The following is a 20596-nucleotide window of genomic DNA, read 5'->3' as shown; positions in this document are numbered from 1 at the left end:
CAAGGTGTTTTTTGTCAATACGGACAAATTTATTGGATTCTTCTTACTGCCTCAAGGGTTTATGCTGATTTTTTAGGTGCGAAAGTTGAGTTAATAATAATAGAATAAAGTAGCTAAACCGGTGCCAATGCAACCAAACCACATAACTTGCCGTTTCCATCCGATCCGGTTTGCAACAAACCCCCAAAAGGTTCCGCCAACAATTAAAGCGATATTCATTGCTCCCCAAATTTGTAACCACTGAGAAGAAGTAAAATGAATTTTATCTATGAATAACACAGGTAATATCACCGGCAAACCAAACATTGAGATCTGATTAATAATTCTAACAATAAATATTTTTATTATATTGGGATTTTTATACACCCCGCTTATGTTTCTTATTGCATTGGAAGATGTTTCCTTGGTGGCTTTACTTTTTGGAACAGTTTTTCCTCTTTCTCTAATTAATAAAGTTGAAAGCACACCGGCTGTTGTTATCCAAATAATTGAAATCCATAACGTCCCAATGAAACCAATGTGAGGTATCGTTAAGTTAGGAAGATACGTTCCGATCAAACCAATTCCTACAGAGTACATGCTCCAAAACATTCCTATTGCAGATGCAAGTCTTGTTTTTTCTGTTACATAAGTCAGCCAAACAAGAAAACCATATAAGAAAAGTGGATAACCAACGCCTCTTATACCATACAAAATACACATCAATACATAATTTTCATTCGACAATCCAAAAGTGAGAAAACCTATATGAAATACTATCCACCAAACAGCACCAATTACCATAGTCCTTCTTGGTCCCCAAATTTCAGGTAAAACAGCAGATAACCAAGACGCAAGAGAAACGGCTATGCCATAAACCATAAAAACTAATGAAGCCTGGCTATTAGAGAACCCTAAATTAACTATATATTTTGATAAGTAGGCTTGTTCCACCCCGTCACCAATCATAAATAAAGCAATTGCAATATATCCCCAATAGAAACTTTTTGGAATTCCAAACATTGATTCACCTCTCTATTTTGCATGTATTATCATCGAATCCGATAAGGATAATAAAGCGATTTCACATTTAGCACCTACGGACATGATTACTCGTGAAAGCCGGGAAAAACAAGAACTTCACGATGCTAACCAGTTATCAAGCCCGCTTCTCCATATAAAATCGCTTTATCTTTAACCCACTCGAGGAGGCTGTTTAGTAATTCGATGAAACTTCTAAATTATTGGCTTTTTACATTTTAATAACCGCTTTCACAATTTCCGCTTTCTTTCTGCTGCTGGAATCCATAGCGTTCTGAATGTCATTAAAGTCGAAGACGTTTGTAACAATGCCTTTCAGGTTAACCTTACCGCTAGCGACTGCCTTAATCGCCGTTGGATAGATATGTCTGTATCGAAATACGGTCTTAAAAGTAAGTTCCTTATCCATTGCGAGACTGAGAGGTACATTGACTACGCCGCTTTTGCTATAGCCCACCAATACGATGGTTGCACCTCTCTTGGTCATAGATACGGCCTGCTGGGTCGTAATTTCCGTACCGGCTGTTTCAAATACAAGATCGCAGCCCGCACCGCGGGTCAACTCCAGAACTTCTTTCACAACATCTTTTTCTTTGCCGTTAATGACTGCCGTAGCTCCCAGTTCTCTGGCTTTCTCCAATCGGTTTTGCATAATGTCCACTACATAGATTTCAGTAAGCCCCATTGCCTTTAAAGCGAGCATTGTCACTAAACCGATACAGCCTGCACCCGTAATCACAGCGGACTGACCGGCATGTGCGCCGCCCTGATTTGCCGCATGAAAACCAACGGCTAGCGGTTCAATCAGTGCGCCCTCCAGGGTGCTGACATTGTCCGGCAGCTTGAAGCAAAGATCTGCCTCATGTGCAACATACTCCTGAAAAACGCCGTCAACCGGAGGAGTAGCAAAAAATACGACATCAGGACAAAGATTGTACTTACCGGTCTTACAAAATTCGCAATGCCCGCAAGTTTTTCCCGGCTCAAGCGCAACTTTATCGCCTACTTTTAAATTTGTTACATTTTTCCCGATTTCCACCACTATCCCGCCGGGTTCATGACCGAGTACAAACGGGGGCTCTACAATGTAATCTCCGATTCGGCCGGTTTCATAATAGTGCAAATCAGAACCGCATATGCCCACATACTCAAGCTTTACCAGCACCTCATTGTCCGCAACTTTGGGTATCTCTCTCTCAACAAACCCCATCTTGTCAATACCGGTCATAACAGCTACTTTCATTTTACCTTCCATTATTCATAGTCTCCTTTCAATTGCTTGTTTTGTTTGCAGACAGGGATACTTTTTGAATCACACCACCGGCTAGCATCATTTGTTTGCGTTTTCAACATTACTCTGCATGAATTATCCACTTCCTCCACTCTTTATTTATTTACTTTTATAAAAGTAACTTAAAAACATCGTATTCTTCTTTTATTGAGTTGTCAATAAAATTTTCCAATTCCCTGTGTTAATTTCACTCCATGACTGTTTAAAAAAAGAACCGACCGGAGGTCGATTCCTTTTTGATCATCCTTGTTCAATTCATCTTAAACTTGGCTTAAAAATCGCTCAATATGCAACAGAGCCGCACCTACGGCCGCTGCTTCTTTTTTATAGCGGCACACCTTTAAATAACTGCCGTCGGGCTCAAAAGTATTGCGTTCCGCAGCAAGGATTCTCAACTCATCCAAATATTCTTCCATATAGCCTCCGACATAACCACCCAAAATTACGTTGCAGTCAAACAGCATCCTTAAATTGTTAATCGCAACGGCAAGATAACTTAGATATTCCTTCCAAATTTCTTCTTGCTTTTTTCCACCCTTTTTCAGCAGATTAAAAAATTCGGGCAGGCTTCCGTCTGCACTGTTTGATAAAACGAAAGCGGAACAATAGGCATCCAAACATCCCCGCTTTCCACAATAACAAGTCCTTCCGTTCAGTTCAATCGTCATATGTCCAAACTCGCTGCTGCGTTGGTTATCGCCGGAATAAAGTTGGTTATCCAAAAGGATAGATCCGCCCACGCTGTTACTAAGTGAAAGATAGACTGCATTTTTTACTGTTTCCGTATTCCACAGTTCTGCAAAACCAGCCGCATTGGCATCGTTGCTTAGAAAACATGGATAAGAAATATTTTTGGTAAAATCAGGACCGTTGCTATCTACCAAGCCGAGCGCATGGGAATCTACCACCATTTGTTTATCATCGGATAAAATCCCGGGTACAGCTATACCGACTCCTAAAACTTTAGATTTGTCTATATAAGAATCATCAATAAATCTGTTGACCAATACCCCGATTTCTTTTAAATAGTCTGGCGTATTTTCAAAGACCTTAGACACACGTGTACTCTTTAGAATTTCTCCACTCAAATCAACCAGCACAAGACTGAGGTGATTTTTTGTAATGTCCAGTCCCATGGCAAGTTTAGCGTCTTTGATAAAGGAGATGGCTCTCGCTTTTCTTCCGCCCGTGGATTCAAAGACTCCGTCCTCTGTAATAAGGCCCTCATTCTGCAATATCTTCAAATTCTGTCCAACGGTTGGCAGACTCATGCCGAGGCGAGAGGCGATTTCCTGCTGGGAAAGCTTCTCATTCTTATAGATAAGCCGAAAAATACGATTTCGGTTTATCTTTTTCACTTCCATGTTATTTGTTTTTTCTATGTTATTTTCACTCCATTTTTCATACATATTTAAAGTGTTTTATTAATGTATGTATGATAATTGATTCTTAGAGTTTTTTCAATGAGTTTGCTGTGGTTTATCCAACATACGTTAAGCATTGCTCTTTATCTGAAGTTTAAACCTAGTAAAAACAGGCTCAAAACCGAAATCAGTGCTTGAAGAAAAAAACGTAACGCAAATATGAGCCTCTAAGGGCTATCCTATTTTTTTATTCTCGCCAAAAAGTTGAACAGTCTGCCTTATCCAAAATATTAAACTCGATCATTTTCTCAAGTAATGAGAAATCAACCGGACTATCCCACTTGATGCGTACCAACTGCTTGGTGTGATCGTAGCCAGCCTGCACAATTAAATCAGAAAATTGATTAATCCCTGCCCTTTCAGGGGCAACAGCCAAATGATGTTTGGCTACGCTAAAGCCAATAATAAATGTGCCGTGATCGGTAAACATAGGCTGATTCCACGCAATTTTTGGCATTAAATTTGGAAATTTCTTAGTTACCCAAGCCAAAACCTCTTCCGTTCGGGCCCGATGTTGCGGGTTATCAATATGCGCTAAATATTCTGCAAAAACTTCCATGTTGTTCCCTCCTAAAATAAAAATTATGTCGTTCAGAGAAGTTCCTCAAACCCATTCGTCGTTAAAACTCCTCACAGAATCACTCACACACGTTCTTAAACAAAACTTATTTCCAACTATATATTTTACAACCTAGATAGTCAAAATGGCTTAAAACGCAAATTAGTGGCTTTAAAATTTCCGAATTTTAGTTGCTACTGGATTTCCTTATTGGTGTATAGACCTCGTCCTAATTGTCCTGATCTTTACCGGCATAAACACATGATCAAAAACGAAAAAACCAGTTAGATCACGGATTTGACCTAACTGGTGTGTAATATTAGTCTCACTTGTATATATAAAAGCTGAACTCAGTCTCATTTGTAACTATTACCCACAAAACCTAAACTTCCCGCTTAGATCTTATAAGCCTTCATCGCTTTACGCAGCTCCTTGATGCTTGGGCGCTTGCCGTACATCAGGACGCCGGTGCGGTAAATCTTCGCGGCCAGCCAGCCCATGCCGAAGATCGTGACGAGCAGAATGACCAGCGACAGCACAACTTCCCAGACAGCGACATCGCCGACGCCGATACGGAGAAGCATGCTGAGGGGCGACGTGAACGGCACATAGCTGGCGACCTTGACCAGCAGGGAATTGGGAGTTCCGATGCTGAACGTCGGCAGGTAAAAGTTCACGAAGCCGAGCATCATAATCGGCGTAGCCGCCTGCCCGAGGTCCTCGGTCCGGCTGACGATGGAGCCGACTGCGGCGTACATCAAGGCAAACAGGAAGTATCCGAGAATGTACAGGACGAATCCATACAGCAGCAGACTGATGCTGAGTTGCCCCAGATCCAGATTGAAATCCTGCAGAACGCCCGAATTATGCGGCAGCATCAGATTTGCGGCGATGGCGGCTGCGATAACAGCGATTTGAAGCAGACCCACCAGGAAGATGCCGATCACCTTGCCGAACATTTGCGCCAGCGGCGAGGCGCTGGTAATTAGGATCTCCATAATGCGCGAGCTCTTCTCCGAAGTGACCTCCGCCGCGATCATATTGCCTGTCATCATAATCGACATAAAGAACAGAATAAGCAGGACGTAGACAATAATATAGTTGATTAACGGATGGGATTTATCCTGTGCCGATTCCCCGTCGGCGCTGATCTTCTCGGTGCCGAGCTGCACCGGTGCATTCATCGCCGCGATCTGCTGCGGCGTCAGCCGGTCGCCCGCGATCAGCTGCGCATTAACCTGCTGGAGAGCGGACCGGAGGAAGCTCTGCTCCTCTGAACCGTCGTTCTTGGAATGGTAGACGACCGAACCGAGCCCCGTACCTTCCTGCTCCGTTAAGGTAAGATATCCATCCACCTTGCCGCCCGACAAAGCCTGCTTCAGGCCGGCGTCATCCTCCGAAGCATACGGAACGACCGTCGCTCCCGTTCCCGACTGCTGCGCGTAAGTCTGCAGAAGCTGCGCCGCGCGGCTGCCGTTCTCCGCAATGACCGCAATGTGAACACCCGGGCTTTGAGCACTGCCGCCTCCATCTTCACCCTTGAACACTTTGATAAAATAAGGGATATTCATTCCAATGCTGAGCAGCAAAACCAGAATCAGCGTTGTTACCAGAAAGGATTTCGTTCTCACCTTGTTCTTGAACGTAAATCCGATAATCGTTCCCATCTTATTCATGAGATTCACCCACCACTCTGATAAAGATTTGGTTTAACGTCGGTTCCTTGATTTCAAAATGCTCCACCTCGCCCTGCTCCAGCGCCATTCGCAGAATGCGCTGGGCGGCGCCGATCTCGGCGATGCGGACGAGATAGCCCCGCTCCTGACGCTCCACGGCGGTCACACCTTGTATCGCGTCAAGCCCGGTCACCTCGCCCGGCGTCCGCAGCAGCACCTCTTCGCGCGGATAGCCCCGCTTAATCTCGCGCAGGTCGCCCTGCACAACCGTATTGGAGCGGTCCAGAATTGTAATGTGGCGGCACAGCTCCTCGACATGCTCCATCCGGTGCGTGGAGAACAAGATGCTCGTTCCCTGATCGCGTAGCTCCCTGACCGTATCTTTAAGGAGCTCGACGTTGACCGGATCAAGGCCGCTGAAGGCTTCGTCGAGAATCAGAATTTGCGGCTTATGTACAACGGCGGCGATGAAACCCATTTTTTGCTGATTGCCTTTGGACAGCTCCTCGATTTTTTTGTTATAGTAATCCGGCACCTCGAAGCGGTCCAGCCAGTAACGCAGGCTCTTGTCGGCATCGCTTGCGGACATGCCGCGCAGACGCGCAAGGTAGATAATCTGGTCGCTGACCTTTACCTTTGGATACAGCCCCCGCTCTTCGGGGAGATAGCCCATGATGGACTGAAGCTCGCTGCTGAACGGCTTGCCGTTATACCGGATATTCCCTCCGTCAGGATAAATCAGGCCAAGCACCATGCGCATCGTCGTCGTCTTGCCCGCGCCGTTGGCCCCCAGCAAACCGTAGATCTCCCCCGGCTCCACGCCAAGAGTAATTCCATTCACCGCCGTTTTGTCTCCGTACTGCTTCACAACACTCTCCAGCTTTAGTGCTTCCATTCTCTAGTCTCCTCTCCTTAGATCGACAAGATCGGGACGGTGTCCCATGGTCCACAAGCTCAAAATCTCCTCCAATTCCAGACTGCGGCTCTTGATCATCTTTACGCCCAAATCCGAAAAGCGTTTCTCCAGATCCAGCAAACGGGAGGTGATCATCGACGCCATGCCGGGAGCCTGCATATTCAGTTCCAGCGCCTCCGGCAGTTCAGCAGCAAGCTCCGCCAGTTCTTCTTCGTCCTTCGCACCTACCCAAACTTCATTCCACATGCTGAGCAGGCTGTCTTTCTCCGCCATACCGAGCAGCTTCCCTTGATGCAGAAGGACGATATAATCGGCCAGCCGGCGCACTTCTTCAACAATATGCGTAGAAATGACAATCGTTGCCTGCCGCTCATCCATGTAGCGCTGGAACGTCTCAATCATGATTTTCCAGGCAAAAGGGTCCAGCCCAGATGAAGGCTCGTCGAGCAGCAGCAGCTTCGGACCGGCAGCCAGCGCGGCCGCGATCTCGAACTTGCGGCGTTCGCCCTTGGACATTTTACCGAGCCTTTCCCCTCGCGGCACCTCGAATTTATCCAGCATTTCCTGAAAAAAAAACGCCGTCCCACTCCGGATACCAATGGCTGCGGAACCAGGCGGCCTCTTCCGGAATCCAGTGGCTCTCCTCAGGTATCGGAGATTCCGGCACATAGCCGATGCTCCGCCGGATATCCATCGGCAGCTCGCCTTCGGCGCTCTTCCCGAACCAGCAGATTGCTCCTTCTTCCGGAAGCGACAGCTTGAGAAGCAGGTTCAGAAGTGTGCTTTTTCCCGAACCATTCTGCCCCACCAGCGCGATGATGTGTCCCTCCGGCAAGTCCAGGTCGATCGGGCCAATTGTTTTGGTGCGCCTTTTCTTGATCACATTCCGCATCTCCACCGCCAGTTGAACCATGCCTCACTCCCCCTTTTTGTTCTCATCCCCGTATTTGCGCTTTACAATTTCCTGAAAAAGCTCATTCAGCTCCTCTTCGCCGAACTGCACGGAACGCCCGGCATCCACCGCCGCCTCCAGCGCTTTGCGGACCGTCTCCCGCCTGTATTCCTCTCTCGCCCCGTCTCCGACATGGGAGACAAAGGTTCCGGTTCCCTGCCTCGTCCGCAGCAGGCCTTCTCCCTCCAGGTCCTGATACACCCGGCGAACCGTAATCACGCTGCATTTCAAATCCCCCGCAAATTCCCGGATAGAGGGGAGCATCGTCCCTTCCGCGAGATTGCCGCTGATAATCAGCGACCTAAGCTGCGTTTCGATCTGGTGGTACAGCGGCTCGGCGCTTTTTTCATCAATTTGTATAGGAATCCACACTGCTTACACCGCCTTCCCGCCCGCTAGCCGATCCGCCCCCCGTCATCATACGAGGTCCCGGCTCTTCAGCCTGACAATCGTCCACTTCGAGAACAGCTGCACAGACACCGTACCCACAAGCAGCGTACCCCACATCAGGGGCGACAGCAGCCCCCATTCCTTCGAGCAGGAGATGCTGTAGAACAGCAGGTTGCCGCCGGAAAACTTCACCAGCATGGCGCCTCCAAAAGCGATCAGCATCATCAGCAGAACGAGCCAGAAATACGCTTTGCCGCTGTATAGGAACTCGATGAAAATGTACAGGCCCGTCACTGCCAGTCCATAGCCGATCCAGGTAAATGAAAAAACAACATACCCGAGCGGAGAAAGAGAGTCTCTGAGATGGCCGGCGAGCGTGTAGATCAGTCCAAAGAACAAAGTGCCGTTCAGTGCGAAGCAAATGACTGATTGGAGCTTTCTTCTACACATAACGACATTCAGCGGAATGGGCAGGCTTCGCAGGTATGCCAGCATTCTCGTGTAGGGATCCTCCCTCCAGTATTTTATCGCGCGGCGGGAATACGTGAAGCCAAGGATCGGAACCGTAGCCAGCAGCAAATAGTCGGCAAGAGCGCTGCTCTGATAGGTGTTGACCGAAGAATTGGCGAGCAATCCCATCAATCCTGCCAAGTAGCTCATAACGACGATGGAGAACAGGGTAGTGATCACAATCCTTATTTTGTCGCCCCGCAAATCCCCCCGTATCATGAACCATGAATCTTTCAATGTCTGCATGAAGGTTAACCTCGCTTTAAATGTGTGATTACGTGTGCTTACTGTATATATCTATATACACAGTATATGTCCTTATTTTTCCATTGTCAATAAGTGGAACAAAATATCTGTGTTGGCATATCCGTTGACATATCGCAAAACGTCGATATAATGGTTACATGAAACCAATCGACCCCATTGAAGTATTCAAGGCACTGTCTAATGAAGCGCGTCTTCAAATCTTGGAGTGGTTAAAAGATCCCAAAGCTCATTTTGGACCCCAGGGAGGCGTAGATCTTATCGAAGTTGGGGTATGCGTCAGCCAGATTACATCGAAACTGAATATGACCCAATCGACTACATCTCAATATTTGTCCGTTCTGCAGCGAGCGGGGCTGGTACATGCGACTCGGCTGGGCAAATGGACATATTATAGAAGAGATGAAGAGGCAATCAAAGAAATTGCTTCCTATATTCAGCACGATCTATAAGTCATAAAGACTGGATTCAAACCATTGAATTCAGTTTTTATATATAAAATAAATCGATAATTCGAGATTTGTAACTGAATCTTTTTTATTTTCAACCAAGATATCGACATTTCTCGAATTATCCACATCCAAAAAAAGGAGCTGTTCCCCATGTCCAACCATTCCACCCCGTCCGGCAGCACCGCGACGCTCGTGATCGTTGCGCATCCGGATTTGGAGACATCCCGGATCAACAAAAGACTCACGGCCGAGCTTGAACGAAGAGGCAACGTTACCATTCACCGGCTGTACGAGGCTTATCCGGACGAAAAGATCGACGTCGCCCGCGAGCAAGCGCTGCTCACGACTCATGACCGTATCGTGTTTCAATTCCCGTTGTTCTGGTACAGCTCGCCTTCCCTGCTGAAGAAATGGATGGATGAAGTATTTGAGCTCGGCTTCGCGCACGGCAGAGGCGGCGATAAGCTGAATGGCAAGGAACTCCTCATTGCTACCTCTTCGGGAGGCGCAGAGAACATGTACCAAGCCGGAGGCCTTCATAATTATTCTTACAGCGAGCTGCTGCGGCCGTTCCAGCAGACCGCCAACCTGGCCGGAATGATCTACCTTTCGCCCTTTGTTGTGGGCGGAATTCGCGAAGTGACCGACGAACAACTCGAGAAGTATGCGGCGGATTACGCCGACTATGTAGAGGGACAGCTTGCCCTCTCCCGAACGCGAGGTTAACCGCTGCCGCGTACCCCGAAGACAACCCGCCGGCCTCTTCCTGCCGCCAGCAGTGGCAGGAAGAGGCCGGCCCGATAGCGGCACGGGCGCCTAACCACAATAGCTGCATAGGCGCCTGAACTAAAGATCCGCCCGGCCAGGCTCGCAAACAACAACAGACTGCCCTTAAGCGGCCATTCCGCTTTGAAGACCTTTTTAAAACCCCTCTTGTTTCCTTTTCGATCAATTCACGAATTTTGGCGGATTACAGATCGATCTTGCTGTGGTACTAAAATGCCCTTACAGCAGCGTCAATCCCGGCCCGCCTCGTAAAACTTCCGCGCCACCATTTCCGGCCTTGTGCGAGTATCCGTAAAGTGGTCCCCATCGCCGACGATAAGTCGGAACTGGCCAAGCCGTGTGGACATATGCGGATGCCAGCCGAAGCCCTCTCCTTGTGGCAATGCATTGTCTTGGAAAAAATATATATAGCTTTTGGGTGTAGGCAACGCATAGAACGCTTTAAGATCCAGCTTCTCGAAAAGCGGCGTAGCCGGCTCCGGAGTGACGCCTGCATACATTCTTCTGGCTTCCTCCAAGGTGGCCGTATTGACGAACAAATCCCGAAACAGCGGAAACGGAAGCATGATCGTATCATCCTTCGATCCAGCTCTGAGTTGCTCGAAACCTTGTCTCGTTTGGGGCGGTAACTCGTCGGCAACCGACTCGCCGTCTTTCAGTACGAACGCGTCCCAAAAGACGAGGCGCCTGATGCGATCCGGTACCTGTTCGGCAACCTTTTGAATAACTGTTCCGCCGAAGCTGTGCCCGACGAGAACGAAGTCGCGCAGGTTTAGCTTCGTTATAAAATTGACGACGGACTTCGTGACCATCGCATGCGTGACATCCTTGTTCGGATCTTTGCCGTGACCTGCGTATTCCGGTGTATAGACGGCATGCCCTTGACTACGAAGCACCGCCGCTACGCCATCCCAAAAGTGAGCGTCGGCCCAGGATCCATGCACAAGCACGAAGGTAAGCCGCTGCTGTGCGGGCAAACGGTATCTTTCGTCCGATTCGAAGGCACCATTGCTCCAGAGCCACCCACCTTCAGAATAAGGGGAGTAATAATACCCGCGGGGCATAAACCTATAATCGGGATAGGGGAATTGATGAATTTCTTGGAGATAAGGAAACATGTACAAGACATCCTCTCAAATCGACATATATAAGCTTATGCCCACTACGTTTGAGAGGTTCCCACACTCGATCCGCTGAAAGAAAGCCGCAAGAGAGAACGGTGGAGGAACTTAAATAACCGTACTGATTCCAAACTGTGAAAACAACAATTTTGTAGAACAGTCAATTGTTTTAAACCCAATCCCAACCACCAATATGGTACGGCTCACGGTAATTGATCTTCAACTATCCTGCCCTTTCGCTTAATGGCGCACCGTCAGTCTATCCTGAAATAACTTTATTTCTTCATCTGATGGCGCCGCGTTAGCGGTATGGGCGTCTAATACTTTATTTTCCTTGGATACCAAGTATATTTTTTAATAAAATTTCCGTTTTCATCCAAAGAGAGCACTTGTATATCTTCACCTGGAATTAAAATACTTTTATCTGCGAAGTAATTACTAAAATCGCTAAGTTCTCCCGCTTTACTTTGAGAGGATATCATAATTCGTCACCCGCCGAATAAAGTCTCGGCACTACGGAAGCAGCGCTTTCCTTCTCCTTTCAGTTGGTCCCAGAAAAAAAAAAGCCACCCCCGGCAAAGCGGGTTAACACCGCTTGACAACAGGAACAGCTCTTCTACCTCCGCAGCGGCAAGGCCGCGATTTCCATTCAACATGCTTTTTAGGCGGACGCCTTTACGCGCCCAAAATAACTTCCCACACCGGCTTCGTATGCCCGCCCGGATACATCAGATATAGCAGCACATACACCGCTACGCCCGTTATGGCCGTGATGAACCAGATCACAGAGGTGACTCTTCCCCACCTGCGGTGCTTGGCGTACTTGGCCTTGAAGCCCAGCGTCAGCGTCGTGATGCCAAATACAGCGGCTACGGTTGCGAGTACGATATGGAAAATGAGAAATACATGATACAGCCCCGAAAGACTCTCCGGCCCGCCCCATGACGTATTGCCGACAAATACCGTTCTCGACGCATACACAAGAAAGAACAGCACCGCAAAAACCGCGGCGGCAATCATCGTCTTCTTATGCGCCTCGCGTTTGCCTTGAATGATGAGTCCCCAACCAATAGCCACAAGCACCGCGCTGATGACGATGAAAGATGTGCTGATCGTTGGAAACACTGTGAAAATATCCATGTTCGTCCTCCTAGACCTCACCGGCAGATGCACAGGTCAGTTCGCCGCTTTCACCCCGGAAGACTCCGGAAGCTCATCGTCGCCGTCCTGCCCGTTCTCTTTTTTATACCAGTGATAGAACACAGAAGCAAGCATGGAGGCAAAAATAACTTCCTGAATGAACTTCATCCCGATGCCGCCGACCTGCTGATCCACCCTCGAAGACATCACTTCAAAAAAAGCCGGTCCGCCAAAAGACGACAACAGGGCGGCGCTGCCCTCCGAAACGCAGTAGCCCATCGCCTTAGCCCAGGCGTTCGGATCGCTGTACGTGGCATAAAGCGGCTCGCCCGCGAAAATAATCAGCCCGCAGGCGGGCGTCAGCAGCACCATATTAAGGAAGATAAATCCCACCTTGGCCAGACCGCCCCAGCGGTCCCTCTCCGGCAGCGGATGGATCAGCGTCCACCACATCAAGGCCGAAGCGATGAACAAAACAAAGTAATACAGCCGGTGAACACCGAAATGCAGCATGACATAATCATGGACCGCCGGAATATGGTACAGGGAGAACAAGCCGTTGAACAGCACCGCCGCCGTGACCGGATGGACGAGAAAGGACAGACGGCGGAAGGGATTGACCCGCAGTGCGGCGCGCCACAGCTCCACCGGAATACCGAGCATAATGAGCGGGACGGCAACATAATAGGACAGCGCCATGCTGAGCATATGAAAAGAGAACATCAGATGGCCCAGCAGACTGACCGGCCCGCCCTGGGCCAAATAGAGCGCCGCCATCCCGGTGACGAAGAAGATCCGCTGCCTTAGTGGCGCCGCCGGTACCATTCCGAACCGGCCGGACAAGGGGCCAATAAGCACGAAATAACCGGAGACGGCCACCAGCACCGCCGCCAGAAACAGCGGGCTCCATAAATCGGCAAAGCTGAACACGTTCAGTCCGAGCATCGTTCAAGCCTCCCCGCGTTTAGAAGTACGTCAATGAATCCCTGTCCCGGCGTTGGCAGATACCCGAAGCCATATTGCATGGCTTAGTGGGCGCTCCCCGTATACACAGTATACCAGCCTACCTCTGCCGCATCTAAGGACCTCATTCCTGAAGCTACTTTCGAATATAAGGGAAAACCTCCTGCTTATTTCACCTTTTCGAACGATTTCCGCTATTAAGCAGGAATTCCTCCCTCTCATTTCAAGCAAAAACAGCAAACCTTTAGTTTTCGGTGAATTAAACCGGAGGTTTTCCGCTATAATCCAACATTCCGGACCATCCACCTCAATTAAGACGGAGAATTTCCAGTTCAGCCGAACCGGACGACCGTTATCGCGTCAATCGCGGACCTCTGTCAAGAAAGCGGGCACCCTTTAGCTTGCTTTTCCCTTAGAACCCGTTTCAAGAAAGACATCCCACAACAGAGGCGCCCTGCCTTCGCAAGCTTGTTCAGCCCCTCTGACGATAGAGCCCGGACAGAGCTGCACTCCAAAAAAAGGCAGGCTCCTCCGCCCGCCCTTCTCCCTTCAGTCCCACCAAACCCAGTACAGAGCCATGATGATACAGGTTCCGGCGATCAGGAAACCGCCTAGAATGAATATGATCGGCATCATATGCCCCTTATCCTTCAAATGCATCCAGTAGCCCATCTGCACAAAGACCTGAATCACGGCCATGACAAGCAGCAGAATGACCGCAAAGACCGGGTTGACCCCTCCGGCCGCCACCGCCGCAAAAGCGATGAGCGTCAGCACAGCCGAAAGGACAAATATCATCACATGCTTCTGCGGGCCTTCCTGACGGTGGCGGCGCTTCACGCCGTTATCCCGGGTATGCTGTTCAGCGGCCATAGACTAGCCCACCTTTCCAAGCAGATAGACAACCGTAAAGATAAAGACCCATACCACGTCGATAAAATGCCAGTACATGGCGGAGATATAGAGCTTCGGCGCGGTCACTACGGTCAGTCCCTTATAGCCCAGCTGTCCGATCAGCAATGAGATCCACAAAATGCCGAAGGCGACGTGGGCGCCGTGGAATCCGACCAGTGTATAGAACGCCGAACTGAACGCGCTTGTCGTCATACCGAACTCTTCATGCCTTACATACTGGCTGAATTCATAAATTTCCAGTCCCAGAAAGCCAAGTCCCAGCATCACGGTAACAAGCAGCCAATTCCGGAGCAGCTTTGGACGGTTCCGGTGCATCGCCTGAATGGCAAAGACGCTGGTCAGGCTGCTGACGAGCAGAAGGAAGGTCGCCGCCGCAACAAGCGGCAGATGAAACAGATCATTAGCTGCCGGACCTTCATTCGTCTGATTCCGCAGCGCCAGGAAGGTCGCGAACAAGGTGCCGAACAGCACGGCCTCGCCGCCGAGAAACAGCCAGAAGGCCAGCACTTTGTTGCGGCCTTCGGCGGTTGCTTTTTCCGGTTCATGGGCCAGGCCACCGTGAACGGGTTCTGCATGCGTCGTTGTCATTTCCGGTTCACCTTCCTTCCAGCTCTTCAGGCTCGATATGCCAGCCGTGATCGTCGTACAGCGAACGCACCAGCATGGCTCCGAAAGTAATGAGCAGACCGAGTCCGGTTACAACGTAGTTGTTGAACAAAAAGCTCACCAGAGCGCTGCTAAAATCGTCCCGGCTGAACATGAATCCGAGACCGGCGATAAAGATGCCGACCGCCATAACGAATGGCAGCGGCGTCGCCGAAGGCATATGAATCGATCCGATCGGCTCGGCCGGGGTCATTCCCTTGTTCCCCGCCGTCTTTTCCTTCCAGAAAGCGTCAAGCCCGCGCACCAGCGGCGTCTGCTTGAAATTGTATTCCGGCGACGGCGACGGGATGCTCCATTCCAGCGTCCGGCCGTCCTCCCAGGGATCGCCGCCGGCGTCCGGCGGCTTTCTCGATGTGATCCACACATTGGCCAGGAAGACCAGCATCCCGGCGCCCATCAGCCCGGCCCCGATCGTACTGACCAGATTCAGCGTATCGAAATGCTGATTCGGCAGATAGGTGAACACCCGGCGCTGCATGCCCATCAGCCCCAGGAAATGCTGAACGAAGAAGGTCAGATGAAATCCGATGATGAACGTCCAGAAGGTCCATTTGCCTAAAGTTTCACTCAGCATGCGGCCGAACATTTTGGGCCACCAGTAGTGCAGCCCCGCGAACAGGCCCATCACCAGGCCCCCAACGATAACGTAGTGAAAATGTGCCACGACGAAGTACGTATCGTGGAACTGGAAATCCGCGGGTGCGGACGCCAGCATTACGCCGGTTACGCCGCCCATGGTGAATGTCGGAATGAAGCCGGAAGCGAACAGGTTGGGCGTGGCAAAGCGCACCGACCCGCCCCATAACGTAAACAGCCAGTTGAAGATTTTGATTCCCGTCGGAACCGCGATCAGCATCGTCGATACGGCGAAGAGAGCGTTCGCAACAGGGCTAAGACCGGTCGTGAACATATGATGCGCCCAGACCATGAAGCCGAGGAACGCGATCAGGATGGTCGCGAACACCATCGAGCTGTAGCCGAACAACCGCTTGCGCGCAAAGGTCGGAATGACCTCGGAGATAATGCCGAAGGCCGGGAGAATCAGAATATACACCTCGGGATGGCCGAAGATCCAGAAGATATGCTGCCAGAGCACGGGGCTTCCGCCCCCTCCGGGAACAAAGAAATTCGCGCCGAGAATCCGGTCGAAGGTCAGCAGCACAAGGCCTACGGTGATTGCGGGAAAAGCGAATAATATAATGGCGGATGTGATAAACGTCGTCCAGGCGAACATCGGCATCCGCATAAACGACATGCCCGGCGCGCGCATCGTAATGATGGTCGCCAAGAAGTTAATGCCGCCGATCAGAGTTCCAAGGCCGGCGATTTGCAGGCCGATCGTGTAAAAATCGACGCCGTGCGTTCCGCTGTAAGCGGTACCGGACAAAGGCGTGTATGACGTCCAGCCCGCGTCGGGCGCACCGCCCATCATCCAGCTTAAGTTTAGCAGCAGCCCGCCGAACAGGAACGTCCAGAAGCCCAGCGCGTTCAGAAAAGGGAAAGCGACGTCGCGCGCGCCGATCTGCAGCGGAATGACCGCATTCATAAGCGCGAAGATAATCGGCATGACGCCGAGAAAAATCATCGTGGTGCCATGCATCGTAATCAGTTCATTGAAGGTCTGGGCGTCGACAAAATCATTCATGGGCTTAATGAGCTGCCACCGGATAAGGAGCGCTTCAATCCCGCCGATGCCAAAAAACAATCCTCCCGCCCATAGGTACAGAATGGCGATTTTTTTATGATCGACGGTCGTTATCCAGTCCATCAGTCCGGTATGCCGCTTCAGGCCGTGCGCGGCAGGCTTCGGAGATTTCAAGGTATGCGCTGCTTGAGTCAAGGTTCGTACCCCCTTTTCAATTATCCGCTTGGTATGGGCTGCCGTAAGCAACTAGTTCAATTTATAGCCGGCCAGATATTCTGCAATCCGGTCGATTTCGTCGTCACTCAGGCCCATATCCTGTTTGGGGTCGGGCATTAGGTTGCCCGGCTTTACGCCTTGCGTGTCATGCAGCCATGTCTTCAAATTCTCCTCCACGGGAGCGCCGTCCTGGCGGGTATCGTCATTGAGCAGAATACCGGCCACCGATTCACGGGAGCCGATGCCGGTCAGGCTCGGTCCCACCGACATTCCCTGATCGCCGACCGCGTGGCATTTCAGGCACTGCTCCTTGAAGGTCTCAGCGAGCACGGGATCAGCGGGAAGCACTGCTGGCTCTTTTTGCGCCTCAATCCACTGATTAAATTCATCATTGCTAACCGCTTTCACTTTGAATTCCATGAATCCGTGGGAAGGTCCGCACAGCTCGGCGCATTTGCCGCGGTATACGCCTTCCTTCGGCGCGCTGAAGCTGAACCGGTTGGTCGCTCCGGTCGGGTTGGTGTCTATTTTGCCGGAAAGTGAGGGTACCCAGAAGGAATGCAGCACATCGTTAGTCGTCAGTTCAAAGGCAATGTCCTTGCCGGCGGGAATAATTAGATCCTGCGCCGTCTTGATGCCGTAATCGGGGTATTCGAATTCCCACCAGTATTGGTGGCCGGTCACTTTTACTTTGATCGCGTTCTTGTCGCCTGAGTGATTGTCCCCCAGGGCGAACACCGTCCTCACCGTCGGAACCGCCAGCACGATAACGAGAATGAGCGGAATCACCGTCCAGAGCACTTCCAGCTTGAAGCTGCCATGGGTCTGGTCCGGAATTTCATTCTGTCCCGGCTTCCGGCGGAAGCGGATCATCACGTAAGCCGCGATGGAAAATACGATCAGCAGTACGACAATCATGATGGAAATCGCGAGCTTCATCAGTCCCAGCGAGCTTTCCGCGGCCGGACCCTGCGGCTTAAGCACCGACAGGTCTTCACGGCCGCAGCCGGCGAGAAACATTCCGAAAACCGCGATCAGGGGAAGAAGCCGCCTTGCAGACTGCCACGTTCTCATCATCGATCAACCCCGCTTTTTCCGATTTCAATCAGATTACGCGCCCTGTGCTGTCAATTATAACAATCACTATTAATATAATTTTCAGCTCCTGTTTTGTCAATCATTCACATTTATTTCACAATGTCGAAAAAGCTTGTCAATCCAACGTTTGCAATCGCTTTCCGAAAACGTTATTATAATAAATAAGCATATAGACCGCTTACAATACCCACTCCCCTCTATTATCCATTTGACAAATTTTCACCGTTTGAATCCATGGCATGCCAAAGTGCACAAAAAAACCGTTCTCTGCGGCTTTCGCAAATCACGGTTTATAAAATCCTTACGGATGAAAAGATAGACAGTTAAGAGACTGACGAATTTAACTTTACCAGCTCATGCTCTACGACCATGGTGAGTTCTTCCTCATAGCCTCCTGTAATCCGATATTTACGGACATAATCTTTGACGAATTTCTTGGGATCCTTGGGCCGGAAAATACGTGTCATTTCCCGCAGACTTTCCTTGACTTCGTTGTGACCTTTGCTTGCCATGATCAGTTCCCTCCCAAAACATTGAAAATGAATGCTCCGTTGTAGAGAATGCATGATGAAAAGTCCGCCGTTACTTCGAAATGCAAGAACTAGTTCTAGATATTAAAAGATCGAAAGTCGCTTGCATTTATCGATCCATTCGCTAATTAGCCGGGCGAAAGGCCAGGCCAGCGTATTTACGGACCGGTGAAGCAGGTTCGTCGCGATTTGGGCTGAGAGCTTCAGGTGTGATTAGCACCCTGACACTGTAATTACCCGAAAAGCCAAGTCTCTAATCACTCCTTTCGGGCTTTATCGTTTTATTGTATCATATTCCGGTCCAACTTCCACCTTTCCTGTGAAATGTCCACATGAAAAACTTTATTAACAGAATGTCCCGGAACACACGTTCCATTATAACATAGTTTTTAGACCATCGGTCAAGCTATTCATGAAAATTTTCAGAAACATTAGTTAATTTAGACAAGCCGGGCAGAGTTCATACTTTGTCCCGGCCGCTCATATTGTTGTATAGAGGAAGCACCCGGGAACGTCCCGAGCCCAGGATGCTTGTTGTTCATATGACAGGAGAGTGAAGCCCTTGTCCCCGTTTCGTTCATCCGTCGGCTTGCCCGATTATATTGCGGCTGCGCTGTGCTATCTGTTCCCTTTTGCCGGAGGCATCGTCTTTCTCGCTCTCGAGAAGCGCAGCCGGTTCGTGCTCTTCCATTCTCTTCAGTCGCTATTAGCCTACGGCGCGCTTATGGTCGGCCATGTGCTGGCCGGTCTTTTGCCTTTCATCGGCCCGCTGCTCGCCGCTCTCATCTTCCTAATCAGCTTCGGCGTTTGGCTGCTGATGACGTATCATGCGCTGAGAGGCAACTGGTATAAACTGCCCTGGGCCGGCGATATCGCGGAGCGGCAGCTGCGGCGGCTGTGAGCACCTCTGGTTCATATAAAGCGATTTCCTTTCACCTCAGCTCTTCGGTACAATAATAGAGAACAACAGCATGAATTTGGACCTGGGGGAAAAAGAATGTACCTGTTTGTGATCAATCCGCGCTCCGGCGGCGGGGCCGGGCGGCGCGCCTGGCTGCGGGCCGAGAAGCGGCTGAAGGATCTGGCGGTGAAGTACGAGGCGCTGCACACAGAGAGCGCGTCCGGCGCCGGGCGCGATGTGATGCAGGCGCTGGCGCGCCGGGAGAAATGGAGCGCCTGCGTGGTGGTCGGCGGCGACGGAACGATACACAGCGTTCTCTCGGCGCTGCTGGCAAGCGGCGCCCCGCTTGGCATCCTGCCCGCCGGCTCCGGCAATGACACCGCGCGCAGCTTCGGCATTCCGCTGGAGCTGGAGGCCGCGCTTGACGCCGTGCTTGACGGCGCCAGCGTCCCGGCCGATCTGCTGCTGGCCGGGGACAGTTATACGCTGACCGCCGTCGCCAGCGGATTCGATGCCCAGGTTGCGGAGAATGTCAACGGGGGCCGGTACAAACGGGTATGCAATGCCCTGCACGCGGGCCGCCTGGCCTATCTGATCGGCATTCTCCAGACGCTGATCACCTTTAAGCCGTGCAGGGCCAGCGTTGTCCTAGACCGACAGGAGCAGCGCTTCGAGGACGTCTGGCTGGCGGCGGTCTGCAACCTGCCGAGCTACGGCGGCGGGCTGCTCATCGCGCCGCAGGCGAGACCGGACGACGGCCTACTCGACGTCTGCGTCGTACACGGGTGCAGCCGCATGCAACTGCTGCGGCTGTTCCCGACGGTGCTGAAGGGCAGCCATGTCTCGCTGCCCTTCGTAACGATGCTGCGCGGGACAAGCGCAGCGATACGCTTCGAGCGCGATCGGCCCGCGATCGGCGACGGCGAGAGCCTCGGCCGCGGCCCACTGGCCGTGCGCTGCGAGCCGGGGGCGCTGCGCGTGCTTGTGCCGCGGGCCGCAGGCCCCGGGCCGGCTTGACTGGGCTGGCGCCTGACGCACGCCAAAGCCCGCCGCCGGAAGGAGCCTGCTTCTGAAGGCGGCTTAGCTGCCCCTAAGCCCTCCAGTTCCTTCCCGGAAGCGATAACAGAAAAGCAGCCGTTATGACCGGGGGCCATCCCCCTC

General features: G+C 50.9%; 23 protein-coding genes. 4 read left to right on the top strand and 19 right to left on the bottom strand.

Translation table 11 applies throughout. From position 1 onward, the window contains the following. Window positions 1-90: 90 nt before the first annotated feature. The 10 genes from KP014_RS05650 to KP014_RS05610 all read right to left on the bottom strand — a co-directional run bounded on the left by KP014_RS05650 (window position 91) and on the right by KP014_RS05610 (window position 8984). On the bottom strand, window positions 91-1002 hold the full coding sequence (locus KP014_RS05650; protein ID WP_036588834.1) for an MFS transporter: 912 nt from the start codon (window positions 1000-1002) through the stop codon (window positions 91-93). 229 nt (window positions 1003-1231) lie between these two features. After that, a complete protein-coding gene (locus KP014_RS05645) occupies window positions 1232-2275 on the bottom strand; it encodes an NAD(P)-dependent alcohol dehydrogenase (protein ID WP_036588826.1) in 1044 nt (347 codons plus the stop codon). A 296-nt stretch (window positions 2276-2571) separates the two neighbouring features. Further along, window positions 2572-3720, bottom strand: coding sequence for an ROK family transcriptional regulator (locus KP014_RS05640; RefSeq protein ID WP_036588824.1), 1149 nt, complete (start codon window positions 3718-3720; stop codon window positions 2572-2574). Between the two features lie 202 nt (window positions 3721-3922). After that, a complete protein-coding gene (locus KP014_RS05635) occupies window positions 3923-4294 on the bottom strand; it encodes an iron chaperone (RefSeq protein ID WP_036588822.1) in 372 nt (123 codons plus the stop codon). A gap of 395 nt (window positions 4295-4689) precedes the next feature. After that, on the bottom strand, window positions 4690-5970 hold the full coding sequence (locus KP014_RS05630; protein ID WP_036588820.1) for an ABC transporter permease: 1281 nt from the start codon (window positions 5968-5970) through the stop codon (window positions 4690-4692). Then, a complete protein-coding gene (locus KP014_RS05625) occupies window positions 5963-6865 on the bottom strand; it encodes an ABC transporter ATP-binding protein (protein ID WP_036588817.1) in 903 nt (300 codons plus the stop codon). The genes KP014_RS05630 and KP014_RS05625 overlap by 8 nt, the downstream gene beginning before the upstream one ends. Before the next feature lie 3 nt (window positions 6866-6868). Beyond that, window positions 6869-7447, bottom strand: a complete 579-nt coding sequence (locus KP014_RS28635) for an AAA family ATPase (protein ID WP_281426452.1) — start codon at window positions 7445-7447, stop codon at window positions 6869-6871. After that, a complete protein-coding gene (locus KP014_RS28630; protein WP_281426451.1) occupies window positions 7437-7799 on the bottom strand; it encodes an ATP-binding cassette domain-containing protein in 363 nt (120 codons plus the stop codon). The genes KP014_RS28635 and KP014_RS28630 overlap by 11 nt, the downstream gene beginning before the upstream one ends. 3 nt (window positions 7800-7802) lie before the next feature. Further along, a complete protein-coding gene (locus KP014_RS05615) occupies window positions 7803-8210 on the bottom strand; it encodes a GntR family transcriptional regulator (protein ID WP_036588813.1) in 408 nt (135 codons plus the stop codon). A gap of 45 nt (window positions 8211-8255) precedes the next feature. Then, window positions 8256-8984 (bottom strand): hypothetical protein, encoded by a 729-nt coding sequence (locus KP014_RS05610; RefSeq protein ID WP_036588811.1) that lies wholly within the window; start codon window positions 8982-8984, stop codon window positions 8256-8258. 167 nt (window positions 8985-9151) lie between these two features. Here KP014_RS05610 and KP014_RS05605 point away from each other — a divergent pair, with 167 nt between their 5' ends. Continuing rightward, entirely contained in the window at window positions 9152-9454 is a 303-nt protein-coding gene (locus KP014_RS05605) for an ArsR/SmtB family transcription factor (protein ID WP_036588831.1), read from the top strand. 150 nt (window positions 9455-9604) lie between these two features. After that, window positions 9605-10180, top strand: coding sequence for an NAD(P)H-dependent oxidoreductase (locus KP014_RS05600; protein ID WP_051499359.1), 576 nt, complete (start codon window positions 9605-9607; stop codon window positions 10178-10180). Here KP014_RS05600 and KP014_RS05595 read toward each other — a convergent pair. The 9 genes from KP014_RS05595 to KP014_RS05555 form a co-directional block, all read right to left on the bottom strand. Further along, window positions 10177-10335: a hypothetical protein gene (locus tag KP014_RS05595; RefSeq protein ID WP_216700458.1), complete on the bottom strand. Its 159-nt coding sequence runs from the start codon at window positions 10333-10335 to the stop codon at window positions 10177-10179. The two genes, KP014_RS05600 and KP014_RS05595, sit on opposite strands and share 4 nt — an antisense overlap. Window positions 10336-10470: 135 nt before the next feature. After that, window positions 10471-11358: an alpha/beta fold hydrolase gene (locus KP014_RS05590; RefSeq protein WP_036604971.1), complete on the bottom strand. Its 888-nt coding sequence runs from the start codon at window positions 11356-11358 to the stop codon at window positions 10471-10473. A gap of 678 nt (window positions 11359-12036) precedes the next feature. Further along, window positions 12037-12501 (bottom strand): DUF420 domain-containing protein, encoded by a 465-nt coding sequence (locus KP014_RS05585; RefSeq protein ID WP_036604973.1) that lies wholly within the window; start codon window positions 12499-12501, stop codon window positions 12037-12039. Between the two features lie 36 nt (window positions 12502-12537). After that, window positions 12538-13446: a cytochrome c oxidase assembly factor CtaG gene (ctaG, locus tag KP014_RS05580; protein WP_036604975.1), complete on the bottom strand. Its 909-nt coding sequence runs from the start codon at window positions 13444-13446 to the stop codon at window positions 12538-12540. A gap of 567 nt (window positions 13447-14013) precedes the next feature. Then, entirely contained in the window at window positions 14014-14337 is a 324-nt protein-coding gene (locus KP014_RS05575) for a cytochrome C oxidase subunit IV family protein (protein ID WP_036604976.1), read from the bottom strand. Window positions 14338-14340: 3 nt separating this feature from the next. Then, window positions 14341-14967 carry a cytochrome (ubi)quinol oxidase subunit III gene (locus KP014_RS05570; protein ID WP_090834718.1) on the bottom strand — a complete coding sequence of 209 codons (627 nt, stop codon included), beginning with the start codon at window positions 14965-14967 and terminating at the stop codon, window positions 14341-14343. 7 nt (window positions 14968-14974) lie between these two features. After that, window positions 14975-16813, bottom strand: coding sequence for a cytochrome c oxidase subunit I (gene ctaD / locus KP014_RS05565; RefSeq protein WP_051499799.1), 1839 nt, complete (start codon window positions 16811-16813; stop codon window positions 14975-14977). A 123-nt stretch (window positions 16814-16936) separates the two neighbouring features. After that, the gene (gene coxB, locus KP014_RS05560) at window positions 16937-17983 is read right to left on the bottom strand and encodes a cytochrome c oxidase subunit II (protein WP_090834720.1); all 1047 of its coding nucleotides are present in this window, start codon (window positions 17981-17983) and stop codon (window positions 16937-16939) included. Between the two features lie 344 nt (window positions 17984-18327). Then, complete coding sequence (locus tag KP014_RS05555) at window positions 18328-18516, bottom strand: hypothetical protein (RefSeq protein ID WP_025691166.1); 189 nt, start codon at window positions 18514-18516, stop codon at window positions 18328-18330. 580 nt (window positions 18517-19096) lie between these two features. Here KP014_RS05555 and KP014_RS05550 point away from each other — a divergent pair. Together KP014_RS05550 and KP014_RS05545 are read left to right on the top strand one after the other, a co-directional pair. Then, window positions 19097-19435: a DUF4870 domain-containing protein gene (locus KP014_RS05550; RefSeq protein ID WP_036592116.1), complete on the top strand. Its 339-nt coding sequence runs from the start codon at window positions 19097-19099 to the stop codon at window positions 19433-19435. Window positions 19436-19531: 96 nt separating this feature from the next. Continuing rightward, entirely contained in the window at window positions 19532-20452 is a 921-nt protein-coding gene (locus KP014_RS05545) for a diacylglycerol/lipid kinase family protein (protein WP_090834722.1), read from the top strand. Window positions 20453-20596 lie beyond the last annotated feature (144 nt).

This window comes from Paenibacillus sophorae (genome assembly GCF_018966525.1).
Taxonomy (GTDB): domain Bacteria; phylum Bacillota; class Bacilli; order Paenibacillales; family Paenibacillaceae; genus Paenibacillus_AQ; species Paenibacillus_AQ sophorae.
Note: the sequence above shows the minus strand (reverse complement) of the source record. Positions and strands in the feature narration are given on the sequence as shown.